Origin of the sequence: Thermohalobaculum sediminis, assembly GCF_023487995.1 — a bacterium.
GTDB lineage: Bacteria > Pseudomonadota > Alphaproteobacteria > Rhodobacterales > Rhodobacteraceae > Thermohalobaculum > Thermohalobaculum sediminis.
The window spans coordinates 653,950-674,617 of sequence record NZ_JAMFKN010000002.1; the positions used below are offsets into that span (position 1 = coordinate 653,950).

At 71.2% G+C, this 20,668-nt stretch carries 26 protein-coding genes, 1 other RNA gene and 1 pseudogene; 11 read left to right on the forward strand and 17 right to left on the reverse strand.

Features of this window, described 5'->3' with window-relative positions; all coding sequences use genetic code 11:
• Positions 1 to 18: 18 nt before the first annotated feature.
• Positions 19 to 981, reverse strand: coding sequence for a DUF2927 domain-containing protein (locus tag M1105_RS07095; RefSeq protein WP_249579641.1), 963 nt, complete (start codon positions 979 to 981; stop codon positions 19 to 21).
• Entirely contained in the window at positions 978 to 1,886 is a 909-nt protein-coding gene (locus M1105_RS07100; RefSeq protein ID WP_249579642.1) for a DUF2927 domain-containing protein, read from the reverse strand. Before M1105_RS07100 ends, M1105_RS07095 begins: the two co-directional genes overlap by 4 nt.
• Before the next feature lie 38 nt (positions 1,887 to 1,924).
• Between M1105_RS07100 and M1105_RS20915 the strand changes: the two are divergent.
• A pseudogene (locus M1105_RS20915) lies at positions 1,925 to 2,134 on the forward strand (SOS response-associated peptidase family protein); the annotation flags it as partial.
• Entirely contained in the window at positions 2,125 to 2,610 is a 486-nt protein-coding gene (locus M1105_RS07105; protein WP_406600603.1) for an SOS response-associated peptidase, read from the forward strand. The pseudogene M1105_RS20915 and the gene M1105_RS07105, both read left to right, overlap by 10 nt.
• 139 nt (positions 2,611 to 2,749) lie before the next feature.
• Here the strand turns inward: M1105_RS07105 and M1105_RS07110 are convergent, their stop codons facing one another.
• The 4 genes from M1105_RS07110 to M1105_RS20645 form a co-directional block, all read right to left on the reverse strand.
• Entirely contained in the window at positions 2,750 to 3,124 is a 375-nt protein-coding gene (locus M1105_RS07110) for a DUF805 domain-containing protein (protein ID WP_249579643.1), read from the reverse strand.
• 147 nt (positions 3,125 to 3,271) lie between these two features.
• Positions 3,272 to 4,453: a toxic anion resistance protein gene (locus tag M1105_RS07115; RefSeq protein WP_249579644.1), complete on the reverse strand. Its 1,182-nt coding sequence runs from the start codon at positions 4,451 to 4,453 to the stop codon at positions 3,272 to 3,274.
• Positions 4,454 to 4,499: 46 nt separating this feature from the next.
• Positions 4,500 to 5,405, reverse strand: coding sequence for a 5-bromo-4-chloroindolyl phosphate hydrolysis family protein (locus M1105_RS07120; protein WP_249579645.1), 906 nt, complete (start codon positions 5,403 to 5,405; stop codon positions 4,500 to 4,502).
• Complete coding sequence (locus tag M1105_RS20645; RefSeq protein WP_264759507.1) at positions 5,402 to 5,536, reverse strand: hypothetical protein; 135 nt, start codon at positions 5,534 to 5,536, stop codon at positions 5,402 to 5,404. The genes M1105_RS07120 and M1105_RS20645 overlap by 4 nt, the downstream gene beginning before the upstream one ends.
• A 151-nt stretch (positions 5,537 to 5,687) precedes the next feature.
• Here M1105_RS20645 and M1105_RS07125 point away from each other — a divergent pair, with 151 nt between their 5' ends.
• Positions 5,688 to 6,626 carry a ChaN family lipoprotein gene (locus tag M1105_RS07125; RefSeq protein ID WP_249579646.1) on the forward strand — a complete coding sequence of 313 codons (939 nt, stop codon included), beginning with the start codon at positions 5,688 to 5,690 and terminating at the stop codon, positions 6,624 to 6,626.
• Positions 6,627 to 6,631: 5 nt separating this feature from the next.
• Here the strand turns inward: M1105_RS07125 and M1105_RS07130 are convergent, their stop codons facing one another.
• Positions 6,632 to 6,880: a sulfurtransferase TusA family protein gene (locus M1105_RS07130; RefSeq protein ID WP_249579647.1), complete on the reverse strand. Its 249-nt coding sequence runs from the start codon at positions 6,878 to 6,880 to the stop codon at positions 6,632 to 6,634.
• A gap of 194 nt (positions 6,881 to 7,074) precedes the next feature.
• Between M1105_RS07130 and M1105_RS07135 the strand changes: the two genes are divergently transcribed.
• Together M1105_RS07135 and M1105_RS07140 are read left to right on the forward strand one after the other, a co-directional pair.
• Positions 7,075 to 7,644 carry a c-type cytochrome gene (locus M1105_RS07135; protein WP_249579648.1) on the forward strand — a complete coding sequence of 190 codons (570 nt, stop codon included), beginning with the start codon at positions 7,075 to 7,077 and terminating at the stop codon, positions 7,642 to 7,644.
• Between the two features lie 140 nt (positions 7,645 to 7,784).
• Entirely contained in the window at positions 7,785 to 8,522 is a 738-nt protein-coding gene (locus tag M1105_RS07140; protein WP_249579649.1) for a cytochrome c biogenesis CcdA family protein, read from the forward strand.
• 16 nt (positions 8,523 to 8,538) lie between these two features.
• Here M1105_RS07140 and M1105_RS07145 read toward each other — a convergent pair whose 3' ends face one another.
• From M1105_RS07145 to ssrA, 5 genes are all read right to left on the reverse strand, one after another.
• The gene (locus tag M1105_RS07145; RefSeq protein ID WP_249579680.1) at positions 8,539 to 8,745 is read right to left on the reverse strand and encodes a ribbon-helix-helix domain-containing protein; all 207 of its coding nucleotides are present in this window, start codon (positions 8,743 to 8,745) and stop codon (positions 8,539 to 8,541) included.
• A 77-nt stretch (positions 8,746 to 8,822) separates the two neighbouring features.
• The gene (locus tag M1105_RS07150; protein WP_249579650.1) at positions 8,823 to 9,029 is read right to left on the reverse strand and encodes a DUF4169 family protein; all 207 of its coding nucleotides are present in this window, start codon (positions 9,027 to 9,029) and stop codon (positions 8,823 to 8,825) included.
• Between the two features lie 160 nt (positions 9,030 to 9,189).
• Entirely contained in the window at positions 9,190 to 10,578 is a 1,389-nt protein-coding gene (gene fumC / locus M1105_RS07155) for a class II fumarate hydratase (RefSeq protein WP_249579651.1), read from the reverse strand.
• A gap of 133 nt (positions 10,579 to 10,711) precedes the next feature.
• Entirely contained in the window at positions 10,712 to 11,221 is a 510-nt protein-coding gene (locus M1105_RS07160) for an SspB family protein (RefSeq protein WP_249579652.1), read from the reverse strand.
• A gap of 142 nt (positions 11,222 to 11,363) precedes the next feature.
• Positions 11,364 to 11,716: a transfer-messenger RNA gene (gene ssrA, locus M1105_RS07165) on the reverse strand.
• A gap of 92 nt (positions 11,717 to 11,808) precedes the next feature.
• Between ssrA and M1105_RS07170 the strand changes: the two genes are divergently transcribed.
• The gene (locus tag M1105_RS07170) at positions 11,809 to 12,303 is read left to right on the forward strand and encodes a molybdopterin-dependent oxidoreductase (protein WP_249579653.1); all 495 of its coding nucleotides are present in this window, start codon (positions 11,809 to 11,811) and stop codon (positions 12,301 to 12,303) included.
• A 4-nt stretch (positions 12,304 to 12,307) separates the two neighbouring features.
• The gene (locus M1105_RS07175) at positions 12,308 to 13,768 is read left to right on the forward strand and encodes a sensor histidine kinase (protein ID WP_249579654.1); all 1,461 of its coding nucleotides are present in this window, start codon (positions 12,308 to 12,310) and stop codon (positions 13,766 to 13,768) included.
• Between the two features lie 16 nt (positions 13,769 to 13,784).
• Here the strand turns inward: M1105_RS07175 and M1105_RS07180 are convergent, their stop codons facing one another.
• The 3 genes from M1105_RS07180 to M1105_RS07190 are packed head-to-tail and all read right to left on the reverse strand — an operon-like array spanning position 13,785 to position 15,683.
• Positions 13,785 to 14,504: a DUF1194 domain-containing protein gene (locus tag M1105_RS07180; protein WP_249579655.1), complete on the reverse strand. Its 720-nt coding sequence runs from the start codon at positions 14,502 to 14,504 to the stop codon at positions 13,785 to 13,787.
• Entirely contained in the window at positions 14,501 to 15,217 is a 717-nt protein-coding gene (locus M1105_RS07185) for a DUF1194 domain-containing protein (RefSeq protein ID WP_249579656.1), read from the reverse strand. The genes M1105_RS07180 and M1105_RS07185 overlap by 4 nt, the downstream gene beginning before the upstream one ends.
• A gap of 37 nt (positions 15,218 to 15,254) precedes the next feature.
• Complete coding sequence (locus M1105_RS07190; protein ID WP_249579657.1) at positions 15,255 to 15,683, reverse strand: VOC family protein; 429 nt, start codon at positions 15,681 to 15,683, stop codon at positions 15,255 to 15,257.
• 77 nt (positions 15,684 to 15,760) lie between these two features.
• Between M1105_RS07190 and thyX the strand changes: the two genes are divergently transcribed.
• A complete protein-coding gene (gene thyX / locus M1105_RS07195) occupies positions 15,761 to 16,675 on the forward strand; it encodes an FAD-dependent thymidylate synthase (protein WP_249579658.1) in 915 nt (304 codons plus the stop codon).
• On the forward strand, positions 16,672 to 17,019 hold the full coding sequence (locus M1105_RS07200) for an ArsC/Spx/MgsR family protein (protein ID WP_319936772.1): 348 nt from the start codon (positions 16,672 to 16,674) through the stop codon (positions 17,017 to 17,019). Before thyX ends, M1105_RS07200 begins: the two co-directional genes overlap by 4 nt.
• A gap of 211 nt (positions 17,020 to 17,230) precedes the next feature.
• Here M1105_RS07200 and M1105_RS07205 read toward each other — a convergent pair whose 3' ends face one another.
• Positions 17,231 to 17,632: a hypothetical protein gene (locus tag M1105_RS07205; protein ID WP_249579659.1), complete on the reverse strand. Its 402-nt coding sequence runs from the start codon at positions 17,630 to 17,632 to the stop codon at positions 17,231 to 17,233.
• A 251-nt stretch (positions 17,633 to 17,883) separates the two neighbouring features.
• Between M1105_RS07205 and M1105_RS07210 the strand changes: the two genes are divergently transcribed.
• Positions 17,884 to 18,267: a hypothetical protein gene (locus M1105_RS07210; protein ID WP_249579660.1), complete on the forward strand. Its 384-nt coding sequence runs from the start codon at positions 17,884 to 17,886 to the stop codon at positions 18,265 to 18,267.
• A gap of 50 nt (positions 18,268 to 18,317) precedes the next feature.
• Here the strand turns inward: M1105_RS07210 and M1105_RS07215 are convergent, their stop codons facing one another.
• The gene (locus tag M1105_RS07215) at positions 18,318 to 19,079 is read right to left on the reverse strand and encodes an arginase family protein (RefSeq protein WP_249579661.1); all 762 of its coding nucleotides are present in this window, start codon (positions 19,077 to 19,079) and stop codon (positions 18,318 to 18,320) included.
• A gap of 148 nt (positions 19,080 to 19,227) precedes the next feature.
• Between M1105_RS07215 and M1105_RS07220 the strand changes: the two genes are divergently transcribed.
• Entirely contained in the window at positions 19,228 to 20,433 is a 1,206-nt protein-coding gene (locus tag M1105_RS07220; RefSeq protein ID WP_249579662.1) for a multidrug effflux MFS transporter, read from the forward strand.
• The last annotated feature ends 235 nt before the right edge of the window (positions 20,434 to 20,668 follow it).

The window sequence follows — 20,668 nt, forward strand, 5'->3', positions numbered from 1 at the left end:
ATCCCGCGGGATCGGCGCTCAGCCGCCGGAAGCGTCCCGGCGGCGGTCGAGTGCGGCCTGCGCGCCGCCAGGGTCGTGCCGAATGGCCTCGTCCGCGAGGGCGCCGATGATCGGCTCGATCTCGGACTTCTCCATGCCGGGCTCGAGCCGCGGGTCGTAGAGGATGCGCAGCAGCGTCGCGTCGTGCCGGGTCAGCAAGGCGAATTCCTGGTCGTCGTTGAAGATGGACGGCCGAATGCCGGGGTCGTCGTTCGGCAGGCCCATGGTCTGGGACAGCTCTTCCTCGATGCAGGCCTGGGCCAGCCGCGCGGGCAGGCCCGCGCGGATCAGCACGACGGCGAAGGCGATGCGGTCGCCCCCGCCGGTGGAGTTGGCGGGCGTCGCCGTGAAGGTCGCGACGCAGGGCGTGCCGGGGGCCCGCCCGAAGCGGTCGACGAAGCCGGTGAGCCACCGTCCCGATGGCCATTCCGGCGGCGTCTCGGCGATCGCGGTATAGTCCTCGGGGCGCAGGAAGAAGACGTAGAGGTTCGGCGCCTCTGCGCCCGCCGGGGCGATGTCGTGCCCGGTGATGGCCGCGATCCGCTCGAAGGTCCGGGCGACGATCGGGCCGTCGCGGCCTGCGGTGACGCTGTCGTCGGTCAGGATCCAGCGGACCGGCGCGTCCCAGCGGCGCAGCACGCCCGCGGGCAGTGTCCGCTCGCCGCGCTGGGCGCCCACCGGGTTCGGCTCGGCCCCCAGCGCGACGACGAGGAAGTTGCGTGCGATGTCGGTCGCGTCGAACGGCACGTCGGGCGCATCGCGGTCGGTGCGCAGCCCTCCGGTCTCCTGGCGCTCGAGCGCATAGCCGGTCCAGGCGGCGCCGTCCTGGTAGGGGGCGCAGGCCGCGCCGCCCAGCGCCAGGGCCGCTGCCAGCGCGATGGGCCCGCCCGCCCGGTGCGTCCACTGCATAAAGCGGACAGGGCGGACGGCGCGCGGGGTCATATCCCGTCTCCGTCGGGGCCGGGCCTGATCTCCTCGACGATTTCGCGCACGACCGGGATGGCCTCCTCCTCGGTCATGCCGGGCGCGAGGCGCTGGTCATAGAGGATGCGCAGCAGCCATTCGTCATGCTCGGTCAGCAGTGCGAACTCCTCGTCGTCGTTGAAAATCGAGGGCCGCACCTCCGGGTGGTCGTTGCCGAGGCCCAGCGCCTGCGCGATCTCCTCGTGGATGCACGAGCGGCGCAGCAGGCCGGTGACCTCCGAGCCGATCACCACCATGCCGAAGACGATCACGTCGTCCTCCATCGCCGAGAACAGGTTCGACGCCATGCAGACCACGCGCCCCGAGGAGCGCCATGTGTCGAAGCCGTCGGCCAGCGCCGGGTAGAGCCGCCGCAGCGCCGCCGAGAAGGCGGGCCGCTCGGCGGGGTCGGTGATCAGGATCATCAGGTTGACGTCGCGCTCGACCTCCTCCATCTCGATCCCGGTGATTTCGGAGATATGGGCGAGATAGCGCTCGACCTCGGCGTGATCGGCAGGCGTGGCGCCGCGGCCATAGAGCCCCCAGCGGATCGGCCCTTCCCAGCGCTGCAACGGGTTGGGTGCCGAGTTGCTGTCGTCGCCCGCTTTCTCGATGTCGACCTCGTGGCGCAGCGCGATGCGGCTGAAGTTGCGCACGAGGTCGGCATTGGTGAAGGGCGCGTCGTCGGGCGCGGTGTCGGTGCGCAGATCGCCGATCGCGGTCAGCGCAAGCTCGTATTCGCGATAGGCCGAGGACGATGGCTGGCCCGCGCAGGCGGCGAGGCCCAGGCACAAAGCCGCCACCGAGAGCGCCCGCCTCGCGACAACACTCGTCCCGGCGTCATGGCGCAGCGGCCGGGGATCGGATAGCCAGATGCTGGACATCAGTCGGAATTCCGTCAGTTCGAAGCGGAGTATGCGCGATGTGCGGAAGATTTGCGACCGGTTTGATTGCCGGCCAGGCGGGGACGGCGGCGTGGTTGGGCCTCGACGAGGCGGCGCCGGGCGCGTGGCCCGAGCCGCGCTGGAACATCGCGCCCACCGATCCGATCCCGATCCTGCGGCGGGACGCGGCGGGGCGGCGCACCATGTCGGTCGCGCGTTGGGGCCTCGTGCCGCGCTGGTGGCGCAAGCCGCTGGCCGAAATGCGCGCCTCGACCTTCAAGCGCGGGCCGAGGAAGCGGCCGAAAAGCCGATGTTCCGCGATGCGTGGCGGCATGGCCGCTGCCTCGTCCCGGCGATCGGCTATTACGAGTGGACGGGTCCCCGCGGCGACAAGACGCCGTGGTTCGTGAGCCTCGCCACCAACGCGCCCGGCTTCTGCATGGCCGGGCTCTGGGCCGCGCCGATGCTCGGGGGCGAGCCGCTCGTCACCGCCACCATCCTCACCACGGCGGCGGGCGCGGCGACCCGGCACCTGCATCCCCGCAGTCCGGTGGTGTTGCTCGAGGAGGAATGGGAAGGCTGGCTGACCGGCACGGGGGACGCCACGGTCCTGATGCATCCCGCGCCCGATGCGCGCGTGCGCGTGACCGAGGTGTCGCGCGACGTGAACCGGGTCGGCGCCGAGGGGCCGGGGCTGGTCGAGCCGGCCGGCCTCGGCCTCTGAGGGCCGGCTCCGGTCGGCGCTAGGATCCGCGGACCGGCCGGCGGGAGCGCCTCATTTCTCCTGCCGGCCCCTGCCCGTCCTGCAAACTCTCGGCCGGGTCGCGCCGCCGGGGGGCGGTTGGCGCGGCCCGGCCGGGCGATCAACCCGCGACCTCGAAGACGGTATAGCGGGGATCGTCACCGAACCTGTTGTCGCCCGGCTCGCCGCGCCGCGCGAGCATCTGGCCGAGCACGAGCACGCCCGCGACTGGCACCAGCACCAGCAGCGCCAAGCCGCCCGGCCGCCCGATGTCGTGGAGCCGCCGCACCGTCACCGCCGCGAGCGGCACCGCCAGCGTGACAATCGCGATGTGGGCGATCGGCGCGAACGCCGGCACCTCGGCCGCGAGCGCCGCGAGCAGGGCCGACGCGAAGAACACGAAGCCTGCGAACCACCAGAACTCCCGCCGGCCCGACCTGCCCGTGAAGGTCGCGAAACCGCCGAGGCACGCGGCAACAGCCTCCCAGAACCGCATCGCATCCACTCCCGTCCCTTGCTCGCGAGCGGCAGACTGATGGCGCAATGGTTGACAAAATGTAAATCCGCGGGCCGCAAACGTTTGCGTGATCCCGGCGTGAGGCGGGGCGCGCCGGTCCGCGCCCGCGCGCGCCCCGCAGCGGCGTCAGCCGGCGCTTGCCGCGCCGCCCGGCTGCGACCCGGCACCGCCGCGCGCCCGGGCCGCGGCAAGGGTGGCCTTGAGCTCGCCCTCCATCTTCTTCAGTTCCGCCTCGGCTCGGGCGCGGGCGGCCTTGCCCTCGTCGGCGATCTTCAGGCTCTCCTCAATCGTCTCGATCAGGCGGGCATTGGCGGCCTTCACCGCCTCGATGTCGAAGACGCCGCGCTCCATCTGGGTGCGGATCTCGCGGTTGGCCTGCTGCAGGTTCTCGGCGTTCTTCGTCAGCAGCTCGTTGGTGAGGTCGGTCGCCTCCTTCACCACTCCCGCCGCCTCGCGCGAGCGCACGATGGTCACCGCCTGCGCAAGCTGCGTGCGCCACAGCGGCACGGTGTTGACCAGCGTCGAGTTGATCTTGTTGACGAGGCTCTTGTCGTTCTCCTGCACCAGCCGGATCGAGGGCAGCGACTGCATCGTCACCTGCCGGGTCAGCTTCATGTCGTGGATCCGCCGCTCCAGCTCGTCGCGCGCGGCGCGCATGTCGCGCAGTTCCTGCGCGCGGATCACCGCCTCGTTCTCGGGCGCGGCGGCCACGGCCGATTCCATCGCCGGGATGGTCTCGGCGTCGAGCTCCCCGATCTTCGCCTCGCCCGCGGCGATGTAGAGCGCGAGCTCGTCGTAGAAGTCGAGCGTGTTGGCGTAGAGCCTGTCGAGGAACTTGATGTCCTTGAGCAGCACCGTCTCGTGCTCGAGCAGCTTCTCGGTCACCGTGTCGATCTGGCCGCGCACCGTCTCGTAGCGGGCCACGAACTCGGCCACTGGGCGGGTGCGGCCTAGCAGGCGATCCCACCAGCTCTGCTTGCGGTTGGGGTCGATCTCGGCCGGGTCGAAGCCCCTGAGCGTCGTCACCATCGTGCGCAGGCTCGACCCCGCGGGGCCGGTGTCCTTGTTGCGCACGCCTTCCAGCATGCGGTCCGAGATCTCGGTGAGCCGGACCTGCGCGCCCGAGCCGAACTTGATGATCGACTGGGTGTCGCTCATGTCGAGCTCGGCCACGCGCTTGTCGATCTCGGCCTTGAGCGCCGGGTCGGCCGCGGCGGCGGGGACGATCTCCGCCTTCGGCTCGGGCAGGCGAACGGCTGCGATGGCCTCGGCTTCGGCGGCGACGGCGGTGCGGTCGATCTCGGTCATCTCGAATCTCTCCCTGGGAACCGTTCGATGGAAACGCGGTGGATGTTCAGCGGACCTCCTGTCCCAGCCGCTCGCGCAGCACCTCGATCTCGACTTCGAGGGCGGTGCGGTCGTCCTCGAGCAGCATTCGCCGCCCGCGCTGGAAATTCGCCTCGAGCTCGCCGATCAGCTCGAGATACTGCGCCCGCAGGCCCGGATCGGCCAGCGCCTCGTGGCTTTCGGCGTATTTGCGCGTCGCCTCCTCGGCGCCGGCGAGATAGACGGACAGGTAGCGCCGGGCGCGCGGCAGGTCGCGCGGGTCGCCCTCGATCTGCTTGAGGAGGCCGCGCACCGCCGTCATCAGCGTGTCGATGCGCCCCTCGATCTCGCGGTCGCGGATCGCATGGGCAAGCCGCGTGATCTCGGCGAGCCGCGCCTCGGCCTTGTCGAGCGCCTCGGCCACGCGCCCTGCCTCGCCCTCCAGAACGTCGATGCCCTTGTGCCTCAGCGGATCGACCCCGAAGGCCATCAGGTGCGCGAGGAAGGCAAGCAGCCCCATCCCCGCCGCCGTCACCGGCCCCTGACCCCATCCCGCAAGCGTCCCGAGCGCCACGCCGAGCCCCGCAGCGCAGGCCGCGAGGATCTTGCGCGGCACCGCCGGGCGGCGCGCGACGGCACGGGCCTGATACGCGGCCTCGGCCTTCTGCCCCTCGCGCAGCAGCCACGCCCCCGCCATCATGAGCGCATAGGCTGCAAGATCGCCTCCGGCCGCTGCGACCGCGCCGCCGCCTATGTCCCACAGTGCCGCCAGAAGAAGCGGCGTGGGAAGGACGAATAGGAGAAGCCCGCGCACGTCGACCGACGCCGCGCGGCGGCCGCGGAAACGTGCGCCGGGCTGCGCTCCGGCCCCGTTCGGGCCCGTATCCGTCCTCGCGCCGGGGCTGTATGCGCCGCCATGGCGCCGCGCGATCATTCCGCCCGCTCCGGGGCCGCGGCCACGGGGCCTTGCGCCGCCGCCGGGCCGCGCCAGGCCTGGCAGGACACGACGCTGACGGTTGCCGCCAGCACGAGGAAGGCCAGCCATCCTGCCCAGCTTCGCGACATCTGCGTCCTCCCGGGGCGTGAACGACGCCCGCTTCGGGCCGCCCCCGTCGCAAGAGATAGCAATCCACCCGCCCTGATACCAGACAACGGGCTTGCAACCGCGGCGCTGGGGTCTAGCCTTCGGGCGGGAGCATCGGCGCGGAGCGAGGACGTGACGGGCGCAAGGTCAGCGGCAAGGTCGGGTTTTCGGGCGGCCATCGGGGCAGCGTTGCTTGCGGTCGGAATTGGCGCCTGCACTCGCGACCTGCCGCCACCGCCGGGCCCGGTCGGGCCCGATCCGCTGACCGGCCGGATCTGGGACGTCGCCGCCGGGCGCGAGATCCCGGCGGACCAGTTCGCCGAGCGGCTCCGTCGCGCCGATCTCGTGATCCTCGGCGAGGTGCACGACAACTCCACCCACCACGCGCGTCAGGCATGGGCGGTGGCGGCGGCGGCACCGCGCGGCCTCGCGTTCGAGATGGTGCCCGAGGCGTCCGAGGAAGGCATCGCCGTGTTCCGCGCGCAGGGCGGGGCGGCCGGCGAGATCGGTCCCGCGATCGGGTGGGATCGCCTCGGCTGGCCCGACTGGCCGCTCTACCGGCCGATCTTCGAGGCCGCGCCCGATGCCTACGTGGCAGGCGGCGGCGTCGCGCGCGCCGACCCGCGCCGCGCCTTCGCCGAGGGGGCCGCCGCCGCGCATGGCGAGGGCGCCGAGGCGGCGGGGCTTGCCGAGCCGCTGCCCGAGGCGCAGCAGCAGGCCGCCGAGGCCGAGATGGTCGCCTCGCATTGCGGCCAGTTGTCCGCCGAGCGCGCCGCGCCGATGGTCGAGGCCCAGCGCCTGCGCGATGCCCGCTTCGCCGCTGCGCTCATGCGTGCCCATCGCGAAGGCGGCGGGCCTTCCGTGCTCATCACCGGCAACGGGCACGCCCGGACCGACCGCGGCGTGCCGTTTTATCTGGTCCGGCTGGCGCCCGGGCTCGACGTGGTGTCGCTGGGCCAGCTCGAAATCGGCGCCGAGCCGCCCGGGATCGCGTCGCTGCCCTATGACTTCGTGTGGTTCTCCGAGGCAGCCGAGCGCGAGGATCCCTGCGCCGGCTTCACGCCGCGCTGAGCCGGTCAGGCCGGGCGCTTGCGCACCCAGAACAGCAACTCGGCTCCCGTCCCGTCGCGCTGATGGACCAGCTCGTGCCCCTGCTCGCGGCAGAAATGGGGGACATCGACCCGCGCCGCCGGATCGTCGGCCAGGATTCGCAGCACCGCGCCCGGCGCGAGCGGGCCCAGGCGCTTGCGCGCCTTCAGCACCGGCAGCGGGCACAGGAGGCCGCGCGCGTCGAGCTCGGCATCGAAGGGGGGCTCGTCGGTCATCGGCGTGTCGCTCATTGGGCTGCGGGTGGTCCCGGTGATCCGGTCGCTCGGCCCGCACAGGCCTAGCCGGGGCATCGGCCCGTCGCAAGGGGCCCCTTGCGCGGGGCGCCCCCGCTGCCCTAGTTTGCGGCCCAGTTGCGGCGCGCGCACGGACCGGCGTGTCCCTGCCGCCGCCGCGCCGGGACCCCGCGTGGATGAACATGCCGATCGACCGCACCCGGCCCGCCGCGGGCCGCGCCGCCATGGCCGCCGCACTCCTTGCGGGCGCGCTCGTCGCCGGGTCGCCGGGTGTGCCGCGGGCCGAGGGCGCGATTGATGCGTTGAGCGCCTACACCGTCCTCAACGGCCACGAGATCCCCGATCCACTGGGCGGCGTCGCGGGCGATCCCCAGCGCGGCCGGGCGCTGTTCCTCGACACGGTCCGCACCGGCTGCACGGCCTGCCATGCCGCGCGCGCGGCAAGCGGGTTGCCCGTGGGCGGCTATGGCACCGGCGGTGGCGTGGACGCCCGCCCGGCGGGATCCGAGGGGGAGGCGCGCGCGATCGTCCCGCTGGACGGCGTGGGCCAGCGGCTCGCGCCGGGCGAGATCCGGCTCTGGCTCGTCGATCCGGCGGCGGTCGACCCCGGCAGCGCGATGCCCGCCTATTTCCTCCCGGGGCAGCGCAAGGGGGCAGACGATCCGCGCTACAACGGCCCGCGACTCGCGCCGGCCGAGATCGAGGACCTCGTCGCCTGGCTCGCCACGCTGGACGGCGCGCCTTGAGCGCGACGCCCTGTTGCGCCACCCTGACGGGAACGTGAGGCGGCAAAGCGCCGCTTTCCTTTGCGCCCGCGGATGCAGCAGTCTAGATGCACGGCAGGGCCCGGCTGGCCCGGATGATGCGGCGGACAGCGACGGCAGGCATGGAAATAGGGCTCTTCACCGCCTTCATCGGCGGTCTGATCAGTTTCCTCAGCCCCTGCGTGCTGCCGCTGGCGCCGCCATACCTCGCCTATCTGGGCGGGACCACGCTCGACCAGATCTCGGGCGAGGATGGCGAGGCCGATGCCGCGCTGCGCCGGCGGGTGTTCCTCGCGGCGGTGTTCTTCGTGCTCGGCCTCGGCACGGTCTTCGTGCTGCTCGGCATGGGCGCCTCGGCGGTGGGCCAGGCGCTCCTGAGCTACAAGACCGAGCTCGCGCAGGTCTCGGGCGCCGTCATCATGGTGCTGGGCGCGCATTTCCTCGGGATCATCCGCATTCCATTCCTCAACCGCGAGGCCCGCTTCGGCGGGCCGGCGCGCGCCGGCAGCCTCGGCGCCAGCTATCTCATCGGCATCGCCTTCGCCTTCGGCTGGACGCCCTGCATCGGCCCGATCCTCGCCGCGATCCTGACCCTCGCCGCGCAGCAGGAGACGCTGGGCGCGGGCACGGCGCTGCTCGCCGTCTATGCCGCGGGGCTCGGCGTGCCGTTCCTAGTGGCGGCGCTGTTCATCGGCCCCTTCCTGCGCTGGGCCAAGGGGGTGCGCCGCCACATGGGGCTGATCGAGAAGGCGATGGGCGTTCTCCTTCTCGTCGTCGGCCTCATGATCATGACCGGCGAGTTCGAGCGCCTCGCCTTCTGGCTGCTGGAAACCTTCCCGGTCCTCGCGAGCTTCGGCTGAGCGGCGCGCCGCTGCCTCACCGCCCCCCGCTCAGGGTCGCCAGCACGTGCAGCCGGATGGCCGAGGCGAGCGTCGTGCCGCTGCCCCGCGCCGCGTCGATCCGGCTGGCCAGAGCGTTGACCGACAGCCCCTCGTCCTCGGCCATCCGGCGGAACTCCTGCCAGAACGGCTCCTCGAGGCTCACCGAGGTGCGGTGCCCGCTCAGCGTCAGCGAGCGCTTCACAGGCGCGGGGTAGGGGTCGGCCGCGCGCGCCTTCCGGCTCTCGCCGGGCGCCGGCGTCTTTCCCGTCGCCGGGGCGCTCATCCGTCCTCGTCCGGGCTGTCGCCGGGCGGGTCCAACCGGTGACCGTCGAGCGCGAGGCGCGCCTTCTCCTCGCGGGCTCTCGCAAGCCGGGTCGCGTGCTTCGGCAGGCCATGAGCCGCCGCGTTGCGGTCGGCCTCGGCCTTGCGCTCGGCGCGGCCCTTCGCCTTTCGGCGCTGGCGCAGGTTGATGACATCGCCCGTCATGTCGGACCGCCGGTTCCCCGGGTTGAAGGTTGCGCGCGATGATGGGTCATCGCGGCCGTCGGGGGAAGCCCTCGCGGGCGTCCCGCCGCGGTGCCGCTCCGTGCCGCCAGCGGCGGCACGGGCGCGTGGTGGACCCTCGACGGGTCCCTCGGGGCGGGGCTCACTTCGGCCCGAGCATGTCCTGCGGGCGCACCACGCGGTCGAAGGTCGCGCCGTCGCACAGGCCCAGGTTGATCGCTTCTTCGCGCAGCGTGGTGCCGTTCTTGTGCGCCGTCTTGGCCACCGTGGCCGCGTTGTCGTAGCCGATGACGGGGGCGAGCGCCGTGACCAGCATCAGGCTCTCCCACATCAGCTTGGCGATGCGCGTCTCGTCCGCCTCGATGCCCGCCACGCAGTTGTCGGTGAAGGCCGATGCCGCGTCGCCCAGCAGCTGCATCGACTGCAGGAGGTTGTAGATCATCATCGGCTTGTAGACGTTGAGCTCGAAATGCCCCTGCGAGCCCGCGAAGCCGATCGCCGCGTCGTTGCCCATGACATGCGCGCAGACCTGGGTCAGCGCCTCGCACTGGGTGGGATTGACCTTGCCCGGCATGATTGACGAGCCGGGCTCGTTCTCCGGCAGGATCAGTTCGCCCAGGCCGCAGCGCGGGCCCGAGCCCAGGAGCCGGATGTCGTTGGCGATCTTGAACAGGCTCGCCGCCACCGTCTTGCAGGCGCCCGACATCTCGACGATGGCGTCATGGGCCGCCAGCGCCTCGAACTTGTTGGGCGCGGTGACGAAGGGCAGGCCGGTGATCGCGGCGATCCGTTCCGCCACCTTCTCGGCGAAGCCGGCCTTCGAGTTGAGCCCCGTGCCCACCGCTGTGCCGCCCTGCGCCAGCGGCCAGATGTTGCCGAGCGCCATCTCGATGCGCCGGATGCCCTGCTCGACCTGGAAGGCATAGCCGCCGAATTCCTGGCCCAGCGTGAGCGGCGTCGCGTCTTGCGTGTGGGTGCGGCCGATCTTGATGATGTGGGCGAAGGCCTCGGCCTTGGCGGCCAGCGCGGCGTGCAGCTTGCGCAACCCCGGCAGCAGCACGTCATGCGCCGTGCGGGCGGCCGCGACATGCATCGCCGTGGGGAAGGTGTCGTTCGAGGACTGCGAGCGGTTGACGTGGTCGTTGGGGTGGACTGGCGTCTTAGAGCCCTTCTCGCCGCCCAGGATCTCGATCGCGCGGTTCGAGATCACCTCGTTCGCGTTCATGTTCGACTGCGTGCCCGATCCGGTCTGCCAGACCACCAGCGGAAAGTGGTCGTCCAGCTTGCCGGCGACGACCTCGCCCGCGGCCTTGACGATCGCCTCGCCCAGCTTCGGGTCGAGATTGCCCAGCGCCATGTTCGCCTCGGCCGAGGCCTGCTTGATGACGCCCAGCGCGCGGACGATGGCGACGGGCTGTTTCTCCCAGCCGATCGGGAAGTTCTGGATCGAGCGCTGCGTCTGCGCCCCCCAGTAGCGGTCGGCCGGGACCTCGATGGGTCCGAAGCTGTCGGTCTCGATGCGCGTGGCCATCTGTCTTGCCCCCTCGTTCGATCAGGCGTTCCTTGGACTGGCGCGGGTATAGCGCCCCGCCCGCGCGATTGGAAAGCGCGCCCTGCGCCGCAGGCCGGTGACGATTGCGTGCGGGGTGGGGAAGGGGCGCGCCTCAGCGCTTGCGGAAGCGGTCGAGGCTCACGACATCGGCCGACGGCGTGCCGCCGGGATGGTCCGGGCCGCCATCGCCGTCGCCGTCCGCGTCGACCTCGTCTTCGGCCACGGGCGCGAAGCGCGCGGCCTCGGCGCCCTCGTCGTCCTCGTCGTGGTCGTCGAACTTGAGCCCAAACTTGACCGACGGGTCGACGAACGTCTTGACCGCCTCGAGCGGGATCACCAGCGTCTCGGGCCGGTTCGAGAAGTTGAGCGTCACCCGGAAGCGGTCGCCCGTCACCGCGAGGTCCTCGAACCAGTCCTGCAGCACGATCGTCATGTCCCGCGGGTAGTGCTCGCGCAGGTAGGCGGGGATGTCGACGCCCGGATGGGTGGTGTCGAAGTTGATGTAGAAGTGATGGTCGCCCGAAAGCCCGTGCTTCGCGACATGGCCCAGAACGTCGGCCACGACGCCGCGCATCGCCCTTTCCATGAATCGGCCGTAGTTGATGCCTCGCTTCCCGGCCATCTCTCGCGGCGACCCCCAAGACTGCTCCGCCAGAACCATAAACGATTCGCGGCCCGTGGGTAGAGGGGTGGCGCGAGAATCGTCCAGCATCGGCACAACCGCAACGGTGCGGGCAGGGGAAGGCGATGGCGCGGGGGAGGGAAGTGCAGGCTTCTGTTGCCAGGTGCCTGCGAACCCCGCCTGCCGCGGCTAAGCGTCAGGGCTTGGATTTTCGATGGCTAGCGCCGCATTACGCGGCGAGGGCCACCGGAGCACGGTTGTCATTGGCAACTGTACTTTTCGGACCGATAACGGTGGTACCTCACCGGGCGAAAGCAGACACCTTTACACGTCCGTCGATCCTGTTTCGGCCCCTTTGCCCCCCAATGACGGGACGTTGGTGGAGCCGCCGGGTACCGCCCCCGGGTCCGGTCCGCTTATTCCGTGCGCGTTTATCGCCATAGTCCCCGAAGGGACGCGACGAACATAGGGTCCGCGCGGGCGGAAGTGAAGTCCCCGTGCCACCGTCCGCGCCGGATGCGGCTAACTTTTCCTTCGTGATCGCGCGCTAGGGCTGAAGGCGGGCCAACAGTTCCGGAAGCAGACCGATGCCGTTCATCACCCGCCGCGCGGTGCTAGCTGCGCTCGCCCTCGTCGTGCCGGTGCCGCCATCCCTCGCGGGGGCCGAGGCCGACCCGGTGCTGCTGACGGTGGTCGACGCAGCCACGGGCCGGCAGGCCGCGTTCACGCGCTCGGAGATCGACGCCCTGCCGCAGGCCGTGATCGCGACCCGCACCGATTTCACCGAGGGGCGGTCCGAGTTCCGCGGCCCGCTCGCGGCCGATCTGCTCGACCGCGCCGGGATCGGCGCCGCACGCGAGGTCCGGCTGGTCGCCGCCAACGACTATGCCGTGACCGTGCCCGTCGCGGATTTCCGGGCCTATGGCGTGATCCTCGCGACCGAGCTCGACGGCAGGCGCCTGTCGCTGCGCGACCGGGGGCCGATATGGGTCATGTATCCGGCCGACGACTTCCCCGAACTCAGGCAGCCGCAGTATGTCGACCGGCTGATCTGGCAGCTCGTCCGGATCGAGGCGCGCTGAGCGCATGGCGCGCTGGCGACCGCGCGGCGGCTTCCTGATCGCCCTTGCGCTGCTCGGCATGGTCGCGCTCGTCGCCCTCGCCTATCTCGGCCAGCGCCGCGATGCCCGCAGCCTCGAGGCGCTGGGTGCCGACAACACGCTGTGGCATGTCGCTGGCCTCGATCGCGAGCTGCTGCGCTTCACCCGCGCCGTGGCGAGGGCGTCGGCCGCGCGGCCGGGCACCGAGCGCGCGGCGCGAATCGCCGAGGTCTCGTTCCGCTTCGACCTTCTTTGGAGCCGGATGGTCGCCTCGACCTCCGGACCGATCGGGGCCCGCCTCGCCGCGGTCGACAGCTCGGCGGTGCTGCCCGGCCTGATGGAGCTCCTGCATCGGCACGAAGCGCGCGCGGCCGCGTTCGACCCGGGCGATGCCGGCGGCAACGAGGCCATGCTGGCCGAGTTCGAGGCGTTCGAGCGCGCGGTCAACGGGCTCGCCGCCCTCGCCGACCGCGCCGAGCAGAGCCGGACGCAGGAAATCCACGGCGCGATGCTGGCAAGCTCTGTTGCGATCAAGGGCGCGGGGATCCTCGCGCTGGTCCTCAGCGGCCTGATCGTCGCCGCCCACCGCCGCCAGGCGCGGCGCGACGCCGGCCGGCTGCGCGAGATCCGCGCGCAGGCGATGCGCGCCGAGGCGGCCTCGCTGACCCGCGAGCGCTTCCTCGCCATGGTCAGCCACGAGCTGCGCACGCCGATGAACGGCGTTCTCGGCATGATCTCGCTGCTGCGGGCGTCGCAGCTCGGGCCGGTTCAGGCGCTCTACGCCCGCCACGCCTGCCGCTCGGGCCACATCATGCTGGGCGCCATCGAGGCGCTGCTCGACATGTCCGAGCTGCGCGACGGGCGGCTGAGCCTCGACCACGCCGAGTTCTCGCTGGCCGAACTTGCCCGCGCGATCGAGGACCGGCTCGAGCCACTGGCCCATCCCGGGGCGGTGCTGCCGCGGGTCGATCCCGGGGACAGGCCGGCCGCGCGCCATGCGGGCGACCTGCGGCGGACCGCCCAGCTTGCCGCGCAGATGCTGTTCCACGCGGGCGACACCCTCGGCGCTACGGACTGCCACTGCCGCCTGGGGACGGTCGGCGCGCAGCTCGTCATCGCCATCACTATCACGGACCGCACGCGGCTGCGTTGGCCGGTCGAGACGATCCTCGATCCCACCACCCTAGGCGGCTGCGGGCTCGCCGGCGACGCGTCGGGTCTCACCGTCGCGCGCGAGCTCATCGCGCTGATGCGGGGAAGCGCCTCGGTCGCGCATCTCGACGGCGGGGCCTGCGAACTCGCCATCGCGATTCCTGCTCCGGCGGCCTGCGGCGCCGCGCCGCGGCGGCGGGGAGGTGCGCATCTCGGGGCAGGGGCCGCGGCGTCCCCGCCGCAGTCCTCCGCCGGCACTGCCGCGGATACAGGCGCCGCGCGATGCGGGCGCTGATCTCGCCTCGCCGGTTTCAGGGCGAGCGCGCCGCGCCCGCGCCGCCCGGCGCCGCCGAGACCGCGAGCGGCTGCTCGATCTCGCGCAGCAGCTTGCGCAGGATCGCCTGCGGATAGGCGTCGAACCCCTCCGCCACCTCGACGAAGGCGCCGGGGCCCGCGATCACCTGGGTCATGTACTCTTCCAGCGGGTCGGGGTCGGCGCCGCGGATCACCAGCGCGTTGATCGTGTAGCCCGCCGCGGCAACCGCCCGCGAGACGTCGCGCGGGCGCTGACCCTCGTTCGACGCGCCGTCGCCCGAGATGTCGATCACCCGCCGCCCGCAGGGCTCGGGCGCCTCGGCGCCGATGGCGTGGGCATGGGCGATCGCCTCGCCGATGGCGGTCGAGAAGTTGCGCCATGCCCGCGGGCTCGCGCGCACCGCCGCCGCGAAGGCCTGCGCCGAGGCGGCGTCGGTCACCCGGTGCCAGCCCACCATCTGGCGCTGGCGCGAGACCCCCGACCATTGCGTCAGCGTCGCCAGCACCCCGCCCTCGACCCCGGCGATGGCCGCGGCCACCGACGGGCTGGCGAAGGCGTCGGCAAGCCCGCCCATCTGGATCGCGAACTCGTCCGCATCGACCGAGCCGGAGACGTCCACCGCGAGGATCAGCTCGAGCCCGCAGGCCCCCGCCGCCGGCGCCGCAAGCCACACGACACCCGCCAGCGCAAGCCCCGCCGCCGCGCGCGCGGTCATCGCGCCGCCTCGCCGCCCGCGTCCATGCCGACCACCAGCTCGGCGTTGATCTCGCGCAGGAGCTTGCCGATCATCACGTCGCGATAGTCCTCGAAGTCCCGGGCCAGCGCGACGAAGGCGTCGGGGCCCTGCATCACGTGCTCGCGGTAATATATGCCGGGATGCGGGTAGGCGCCCAGGATCACCAGCCCGTTGATGGTGATGCCGTCGAGCAGCCCCTGGGCGCGGAAATACTCGGGGCCCACGCCGTCGTTGTTCTCGCCATCGCCCGAGATGTCGATCACCCGCCGCCCGCAGTCGGGCGCCGTCTCGAACAGCCGCGCGCCGTATTCGACCGCCTTGCCGATGGCGGTGGGGAAGTCGGAATAGATCCGCTGGTGCGCCCGCAGCCGCCCGGCGAAGGCGCGGACCGCCTCGGGGCTGTCGAGCCGCGTCCACGGGGTCAGCAGGTCCTGCTGGTTGTAGCCGGACCACTCGTAGGCGATCGCCGCGATATGCGCGCCCTCGGGCGTCAGGATCGCCTCGATCACCTCGGGCCGCTCGAGCGCATGAGCGAGCCCGTCAAGCTGCAGGCGGTATTCGGCGTCGTTCACGCTCGACGAGATGTCGAGCGCGAAGGCCAGCGCAAGCTTGCAGAAGGCAGCCGCAGGCCCCGGCAACGCCGCGCCCGCGAGCGCGGCGAGCGAGCCGAGGAGGCGCGCCCGCCGGATCATCCCGGCGCCCGCCCCCGCCGCGATGCCGTGGGGCGGCTCACCAGCTCCCCGTGTTCGGCATCGACGCCCATGGCTCGGCCGCCGGAAGCGCGTCGCCGATCTGCAGAAGCTCGACCGAGATGCCGTCCGGCGTCTTGACGAAGGCCATGCGCCCGTCGCGGGGTGGGCGGTTGATGACGATCCCGCCATCCATCATCTTCTGGCAAGTCTCGTAGATGTTCTCGACGCCATAGGCGAGATGGCCGAAGGCCCGGCCGTGCCCGTATTCCTCGTCCGAGCCCCAGTTCCAGGTGAGCTCGATCGGCGCGTCGTGCTGGCCCGGGGGAGCGAGGAAGACCAGCGTGAACTTGCCCGCCTCGTTCTCGTAGCGCCGCGTCTCCTCGAGGCCCAGATAGGTCTTGAACCAGTCCGCGGTCTTGTCCAGGTCGTGAACGCGGATCATGGTGTGGAGATATTTGGTCTTCATGTCGTGGTCCCTCACGCGGTATATACAATATCTAGGTTGCGCGACTCGGGCCGCGCATCGGGCTCACGGGGGAAGATATGCCTTTGACCGCGGAACAACAGGCCGAGATTGAGGCGAGCCGGTCAGAAACGCGCGAGACACGCCGCGTCGTGGCCGAGGGGCTCGAGGCCCGGCTCTACGAGGCGGTGCCGGTGCTCGACCACGGCTTCGTGCGCGTGATCGACTATATGGGCGACGACGCGGCCATCGTGCAGGCGGCGCGCGTGAGCTACGGGCAGGGCACGCGCCATTCGCGCGACGATTCCGGGCTGATCCGCTACCTTATGCGGCACTGGCACTCGACGCCCTTCGAGATGTGCGAGATCAAGCTGCACGTGAAGCTGCCGGTCTTCGTCGCGCGCCAGTGGATCCGCCATCGCACGGCCAACGTGAACGAGTATTCCGCCCGCTACTCGATCCTCGACCGCGAGTTCTACATCCCCGCGCCCGAACACCTCGCCGCCCAGTCGACCGTCAACAACCAGGGCCGCGGCGCGGTGCTGGAGGGCGAGGAAGCCGCGCGCGTGCTCGAGATCCTGAAGTCGGATGCCGGCCGCGCCTATGACCATTACGAGGCGATGCTGGCCCAGGACGGCCAGCAGGGGCTGGCGCGCGAGCTTGCGCGGATGAACCTGCCGGCGAACATCTATACCCAGTGGTACTGGAAGATCGACCTTCACAACCTCATGCACTTCCTGCGCCTGCGCGCCGACGCCCACGCGCAATACGAGATCCGCGTCTATGCCGAGGCGATCTGCGACCTCGTGAAAGCCTGGGTCCCGGTGACCTATGCCGCCTTCGAGGACTACCGGCTGGGGGCCACGCAGTTCTCGGCCAGCGGCATGGCTTGCCTCAGGCGGATGCTGGCGGGCGAGACGGTGACGCAGGAGAATTCCGGCATGTCGAAAGGCGAGTGGCGCGAGTTCGAGGCGGCGCTGAAGGGTACGGCGTGAGCGAAATCATCCTATACGGCCTCAGGACCTGCGACACCTGCCGCAAGGCGCTGAAGGCGCTCGAGGGGCGGGGCGTGACGTTCAGGGATGTCCGCGCCGACGGCGTGCCACCCGCCCTGCTGGCCGGATGGATCGCCCGTCTTGGCGCGGACGCCCTCGTCAACCGCGCGAGCACGACATGGCGCGGGCTTCCCGAGGGCGAGCGCGCAACCGTCGCCACGGCCAAGGGCGCCGCGGCGCTGATCGCCCGCCACCCCGCCCTGATGAAGCGCCCGGTGATCGTGGCGGGGGGCGAGGTGCATGTGGGGTGGGGCGGGGGTGTCCGTGCGGCCCTGGCGGCGTGATGCTGAGCGTTCGTCAGGTGGAATCGGGTGGTCGGTGGTCAGAATCCCGGCCTTAGGATGTGCACGGGATTGCAGGGATAGGCCCTGAGGCAATGCCCATGTGTGGCTCGATGAAGGCTCGGATCGAGCTGAACGTCGTATCGCCATGGCGGCCGCCAGCACGAGTTCGATGGACATTCCCGGGAATCCGCTGACCGGCGCGGCAGCGCACCTATTGTGCGCCCGGCACCGAAAAGTACAGAAGCGTCATCCCGTTCGACTCCTTCGCGTGAAAGTCGACCGGGCTCCCTTCGGCGCGCTCCACCTTGAAGCACGCTGCATCCTGTCCGTAAGCCGAGCCCCACCACGTCAACTCGTAGCATATCTCAGAGCAGCTGCGATGCCATTTCCCTTCATCATCGCAGGACTCGGCAGCCGCATCATGCATGCGCACGCAGAGGCTTCCATCCTCGTTCCAGAAAAAGTAATTCGTCAGGCCGCCGGTCTGAATATGCCAAGGCGCCTGAGCCATGAGCTTCTGGGTGTTCTCCGGGCTGAGCGGGTCGGCAAGCGCGGATGAACTCGCCATCAGGGTTGCCATCGCCAAAAGAGGCGTTCGGGCGAGTGGGAGCATGGCACACCTCCAACTTCCCCGCTCCCCGCGGGCCAAGGATACAAGCCTTGGGGAGTTTTCACAGGGGTTCTTTCCGCGACCCTCGCGCGACGATGCGTGGCCGCAGCAAGATCTCCCGCATCACCCCCGCCAGCAGCGCCGGCGGCACGAGGCGCGGAGCCGGCCAATGTCGGCAGGACTGCACACTCTTCTCATTCGCCCCCGCAACGCCTATTCAGAAGCAGGATCCATCGGGGGCAGGAAGCGAGCGGATGCGCAATGCGGCGATGGTGCTGGGGATCATCGGCGGGATCATCGGGATCTTCGTCGGCTTCTTCGGCTACGGGCTGGTGGTGGTCGACGCCTTCTTCTCGGGGCTCTCGGACAGCGGGCCGATCAACGAGCATTACGACCGGATCAAGGCGATCAGCCTCGCGGCACCAATCCTCGGCATCGCGGGCGGCGCGATGGCGCCGGGGCGTCCCGCCATCGCCACCGCCCTCATAGCCGCCTCGTCGGTCGGCATGTACTGGGGATTCGGCTTCACGGTCTTTACCATGTTCCCCATCGCGATGTGCGCCACCGCCGCCGTGCTGACGCTGGGCGCCTCGTTCGGCCGGCGCGCCGAGGGAACCAGAGCGGTCCGGCGGGACTGAGACGCGCCCTCCGTGGTCCGGGCACGCCGCCGTCCGCCCCGCTGCATTGGCTAATCGCTGGTCAGCGCCGCCAGAACGCGGCGGCAGGCCCGCCCCGTCGCCCCGTCGAGGTCCTTCGAGGGGGACCAGGCGCTGATCGAGACCATGCGGATATCCGTCCCCGCCGCGAAGCCTTCCAGCGCTACCGCCATCTGCGACGCGGTGGGACCGCCGCGGACCGGGTAGTTGAAGGCCGGGGCCTCGCGCGCGTCGATGACATCGAGGTCGATATGCACCAGAACGGGCCCCTCCAGCGCCAGCGTCGCAAGCTCTCCAACCCCGATATGGGTGAGGCGTGAGCCCGCCACCGCCTCGGCCTCGAGCGGGTCGAGGTCGCGCCCGTCCACCAGGATCACCCGCTCCTCGGGAAAGGGGGCGAGGTCCACGCTCTCGCACATCCATTGCGGCCCGCGCCCGACCATCATGGCAAGGGGCATGCCGCCCAGGAACTGCGAGGGCGAGGTCTGAGGAGTGTTGAAGTCGCCATGCGCGTCGATCCAGACGAGCCATGGCTCGATCCCCGCCGCCCGCATGCCCGAAAGCGCCGGCACCGCCGCGCAGCAGTCGCCAGCGAGGCTGACCGGCCGCTCGCCCCGCCTCAGCGCGGCCTCGGTGAAGCGAGCGATCGGCCCGTGCAGCCGCGCCATGCTCTCGGCCTCGCGGTCGGGGATGGAATGCGGGCCGTTGAGGCGTGCGTCGACCGGAGCGTAATCCACGAGGCGGGGCTCGGGATGCTCGAAATACTGGGGCGTGACGATCCAGGCGTTGCGCATCTGCGGGCTCCTCGGCGCACGGGCGGGCTCCCCACAGATCATCGGGCGCGGGGACGGTCAAGGGGATGCAGGGTTGCACGGGGCGCGGCACGGTTTGCCTTGCGGCAGGTGCAAGCCAGATGGCTATCTGTCGCCCGGAGGTCCTTCCATGCCCAGCCACGTCTCGCTCGTCGCGCTGCTCGCGGCGCTCACCGCGATCGGCCCATTCGCCATGCAGGCGCTGGCGCCCGCGTTGCCGGCGGTGGCGCGCGATCTTGAGGTGAGTGCGGCGGCCGCACAGCTTCTGCTGTCGGTGTCGCTTGCGGCGATGGCGGTGGCGACGCTGGTCTGGGGGCCGCTCAGCGACCGGCTGGGACGCCGGCCGGTCCTGATCGGCGCGATGTGGCTCGCGGCGCTCGGCTCGGCGGCGGCGGGCGTCGCGCCCGATCTGGGCCTCGCGGTAGCGGGCCGGGTGCTGCAGGCGGCGGGTGCGGTCGCCGGCATGGTGCTGGGACGGGCCATCGCGCAGGATGTCTATGGCCGGCAGGGCGCGGCGGGCGTGATCGGCCAGATCACCGCGGCGATGGTGGTGGCTCCGATGGTGGCGCCCGTGATCTCGGGCGTCGTGGTCGAGCTCGCCGGCTGGCGCGTGGTCTTCGCGCTGGTCACCGCGGTCGCCGTCGGCCTTGCCCTGCTCGCGCAGGCGCGCCTGCCCGAAACCGCCCCCCCCGCCGAGCCGCGAGGCTGGATGGATGTCGGGCGCGGCCTCGCCGAGGTGGCCGGGCGCCGCACGTTCTGGGCCTATGCGCTCTATGGTGTGGGGTCCTTCGCGAGCTTCCTGTTCTTCGTGGGCTCGGCGCCCTTCGTGATGCAGGAGGCCTACGGCATCGGTCCGACCGGCTATGGCCTCTACTTCATGCTGATCTCGGCCACCTACATGGTCTCGAACATGCTGTGCGGGCCGCTGACGCGCCGGCTGGGCGAGCGTCGCGCGCTACGGGCGGGAGCGGCCTTCGCCATCGCAGGCGTGGGCGTGGGCGTCGCGCTGGCGCTTGGCGGGGCGGTCCACCCCATGGTCCTGATGCTCCCGATGATGCTGCAGTCGCTGGGTGCGGGGCTCTCGGTCCCGAACACGATGGCGGGGGCCGTTGGCGCGGCGCCCGACCGCCCTGGTGCCGCGTCGGGGCTCATGGGTTTCTGTCAGTTCCTGGGCGGCGGGGTGATGGCCCAGGTCGCCGGCTTCCTGCCGCACGGCACCGTGCTGCCGTCGCTGCTGACCATGCAGGGGCTGTTGGTCACTGGGTTCGTGCTGCACCTCGTGCTGGCCCGCGAGGGGCGGCTCGGGGCCGCCTCGCAGGGCCTCGGGACGCGCTGACGCACCCCCTCGCGGGGCCGCTCAAAAAAGTGGAAAATGGGTGTTGCGCGGTCCGGCGAATCTCCATATAAGCCGCGCTCACCGGCGACGGAGACCCCTCGGGGACGCGGCGCCGGATGCTCCTGGAAGCGGAGCCGCTCTTTGACAAGATACTGAAAATGAAGGGATATGCGGGCGGTTTGGTTTGTCTTGGCGACGGACGGATCGACGCATATCGGCCACCTAGGGGTTTCGG

What these genes read in the sequence shown, in the direction of transcription:
- M1105_RS07110 (WP_249579643.1), bottom strand. Translation starts at nt 3,124, where the DNA reads ATGCGGTTCTGGGAGGCTGTTGCCGCGTGCCTCGGCGGTTTCGCGACC.
- M1105_RS07160 (WP_249579652.1), bottom strand. Translation starts at nt 11,221, where the DNA reads ATGGCCGGGAAGCGAGGCATCAACTACGGCCGATTCATGGAAAGGGCG.
- M1105_RS07100 (WP_249579642.1), bottom strand. Translation starts at nt 1,886, where the DNA reads ATGTCCAGCATCTGGCTATCCGATCCCCGGCCGCTGCGCCATGACGCC.
- M1105_RS07180 (WP_249579655.1), bottom strand. Translation starts at nt 14,504, where the DNA reads ATGACCGCGCGCGCGGCGGCGGGGCTTGCGCTGGCGGGTGTCGTGTGG.
- M1105_RS07130 (WP_249579647.1), bottom strand. Translation starts at nt 6,880, where the DNA reads ATGACCGACGAGCCCCCCTTCGATGCCGAGCTCGACGCGCGCGGCCTC.
- M1105_RS07135 (WP_249579648.1), top strand. Translation starts at nt 7,075, where the DNA reads ATGAACATGCCGATCGACCGCACCCGGCCCGCCGCGGGCCGCGCCGCC.
- M1105_RS07170 (WP_249579653.1), top strand. Translation starts at nt 11,809, where the DNA reads ATGCCGTTCATCACCCGCCGCGCGGTGCTAGCTGCGCTCGCCCTCGTC.
- M1105_RS07175 (WP_249579654.1), top strand. Translation starts at nt 12,308, where the DNA reads ATGGCGCGCTGGCGACCGCGCGGCGGCTTCCTGATCGCCCTTGCGCTG.
- M1105_RS07095 (WP_249579641.1), bottom strand. Translation starts at nt 981, where the DNA reads ATGACCCCGCGCGCCGTCCGCCCTGTCCGCTTTATGCAGTGGACGCAC.
- M1105_RS20645 (WP_264759507.1), bottom strand. Translation starts at nt 5,536, where the DNA reads ATGTCGCGAAGCTGGGCAGGATGGCTGGCCTTCCTCGTGCTGGCGGCA.
- M1105_RS07115 (WP_249579644.1), bottom strand. Translation starts at nt 4,453, where the DNA reads ATGACCGAGATCGACCGCACCGCCGTCGCCGCCGAAGCCGAGGCCATC.
- M1105_RS07190 (WP_249579657.1), bottom strand. Translation starts at nt 15,683, where the DNA reads ATGAAGACCAAATATCTCCACACCATGATCCGCGTTCACGACCTGGAC.
- M1105_RS07140 (WP_249579649.1), top strand. Translation starts at nt 7,785, where the DNA reads ATGGAAATAGGGCTCTTCACCGCCTTCATCGGCGGTCTGATCAGTTTC.
- M1105_RS07120 (WP_249579645.1), bottom strand. Translation starts at nt 5,405, where the DNA reads ATGATCGCGCGGCGCCATGGCGGCGCATACAGCCCCGGCGCGAGGACG.
- M1105_RS07150 (WP_249579650.1), bottom strand. Translation starts at nt 9,029, where the DNA reads ATGACGGGCGATGTCATCAACCTGCGCCAGCGCCGAAAGGCGAAGGGC.
- thyX (WP_249579658.1), top strand. Translation starts at nt 15,761, where the DNA reads ATGCCTTTGACCGCGGAACAACAGGCCGAGATTGAGGCGAGCCGGTCA.
- M1105_RS07220 (WP_249579662.1), top strand. Translation starts at nt 19,228, where the DNA reads ATGCCCAGCCACGTCTCGCTCGTCGCGCTGCTCGCGGCGCTCACCGCG.
- M1105_RS07215 (WP_249579661.1), bottom strand. Translation starts at nt 19,079, where the DNA reads ATGCGCAACGCCTGGATCGTCACGCCCCAGTATTTCGAGCATCCCGAG.
- M1105_RS07205 (WP_249579659.1), bottom strand. Translation starts at nt 17,632, where the DNA reads ATGCTCCCACTCGCCCGAACGCCTCTTTTGGCGATGGCAACCCTGATG.
- M1105_RS07210 (WP_249579660.1), top strand. Translation starts at nt 17,884, where the DNA reads ATGCGCAATGCGGCGATGGTGCTGGGGATCATCGGCGGGATCATCGGG.
- M1105_RS07185 (WP_249579656.1), bottom strand. Translation starts at nt 15,217, where the DNA reads ATGATCCGGCGGGCGCGCCTCCTCGGCTCGCTCGCCGCGCTCGCGGGC.
- fumC (WP_249579651.1), bottom strand. Translation starts at nt 10,578, where the DNA reads ATGGCCACGCGCATCGAGACCGACAGCTTCGGACCCATCGAGGTCCCG.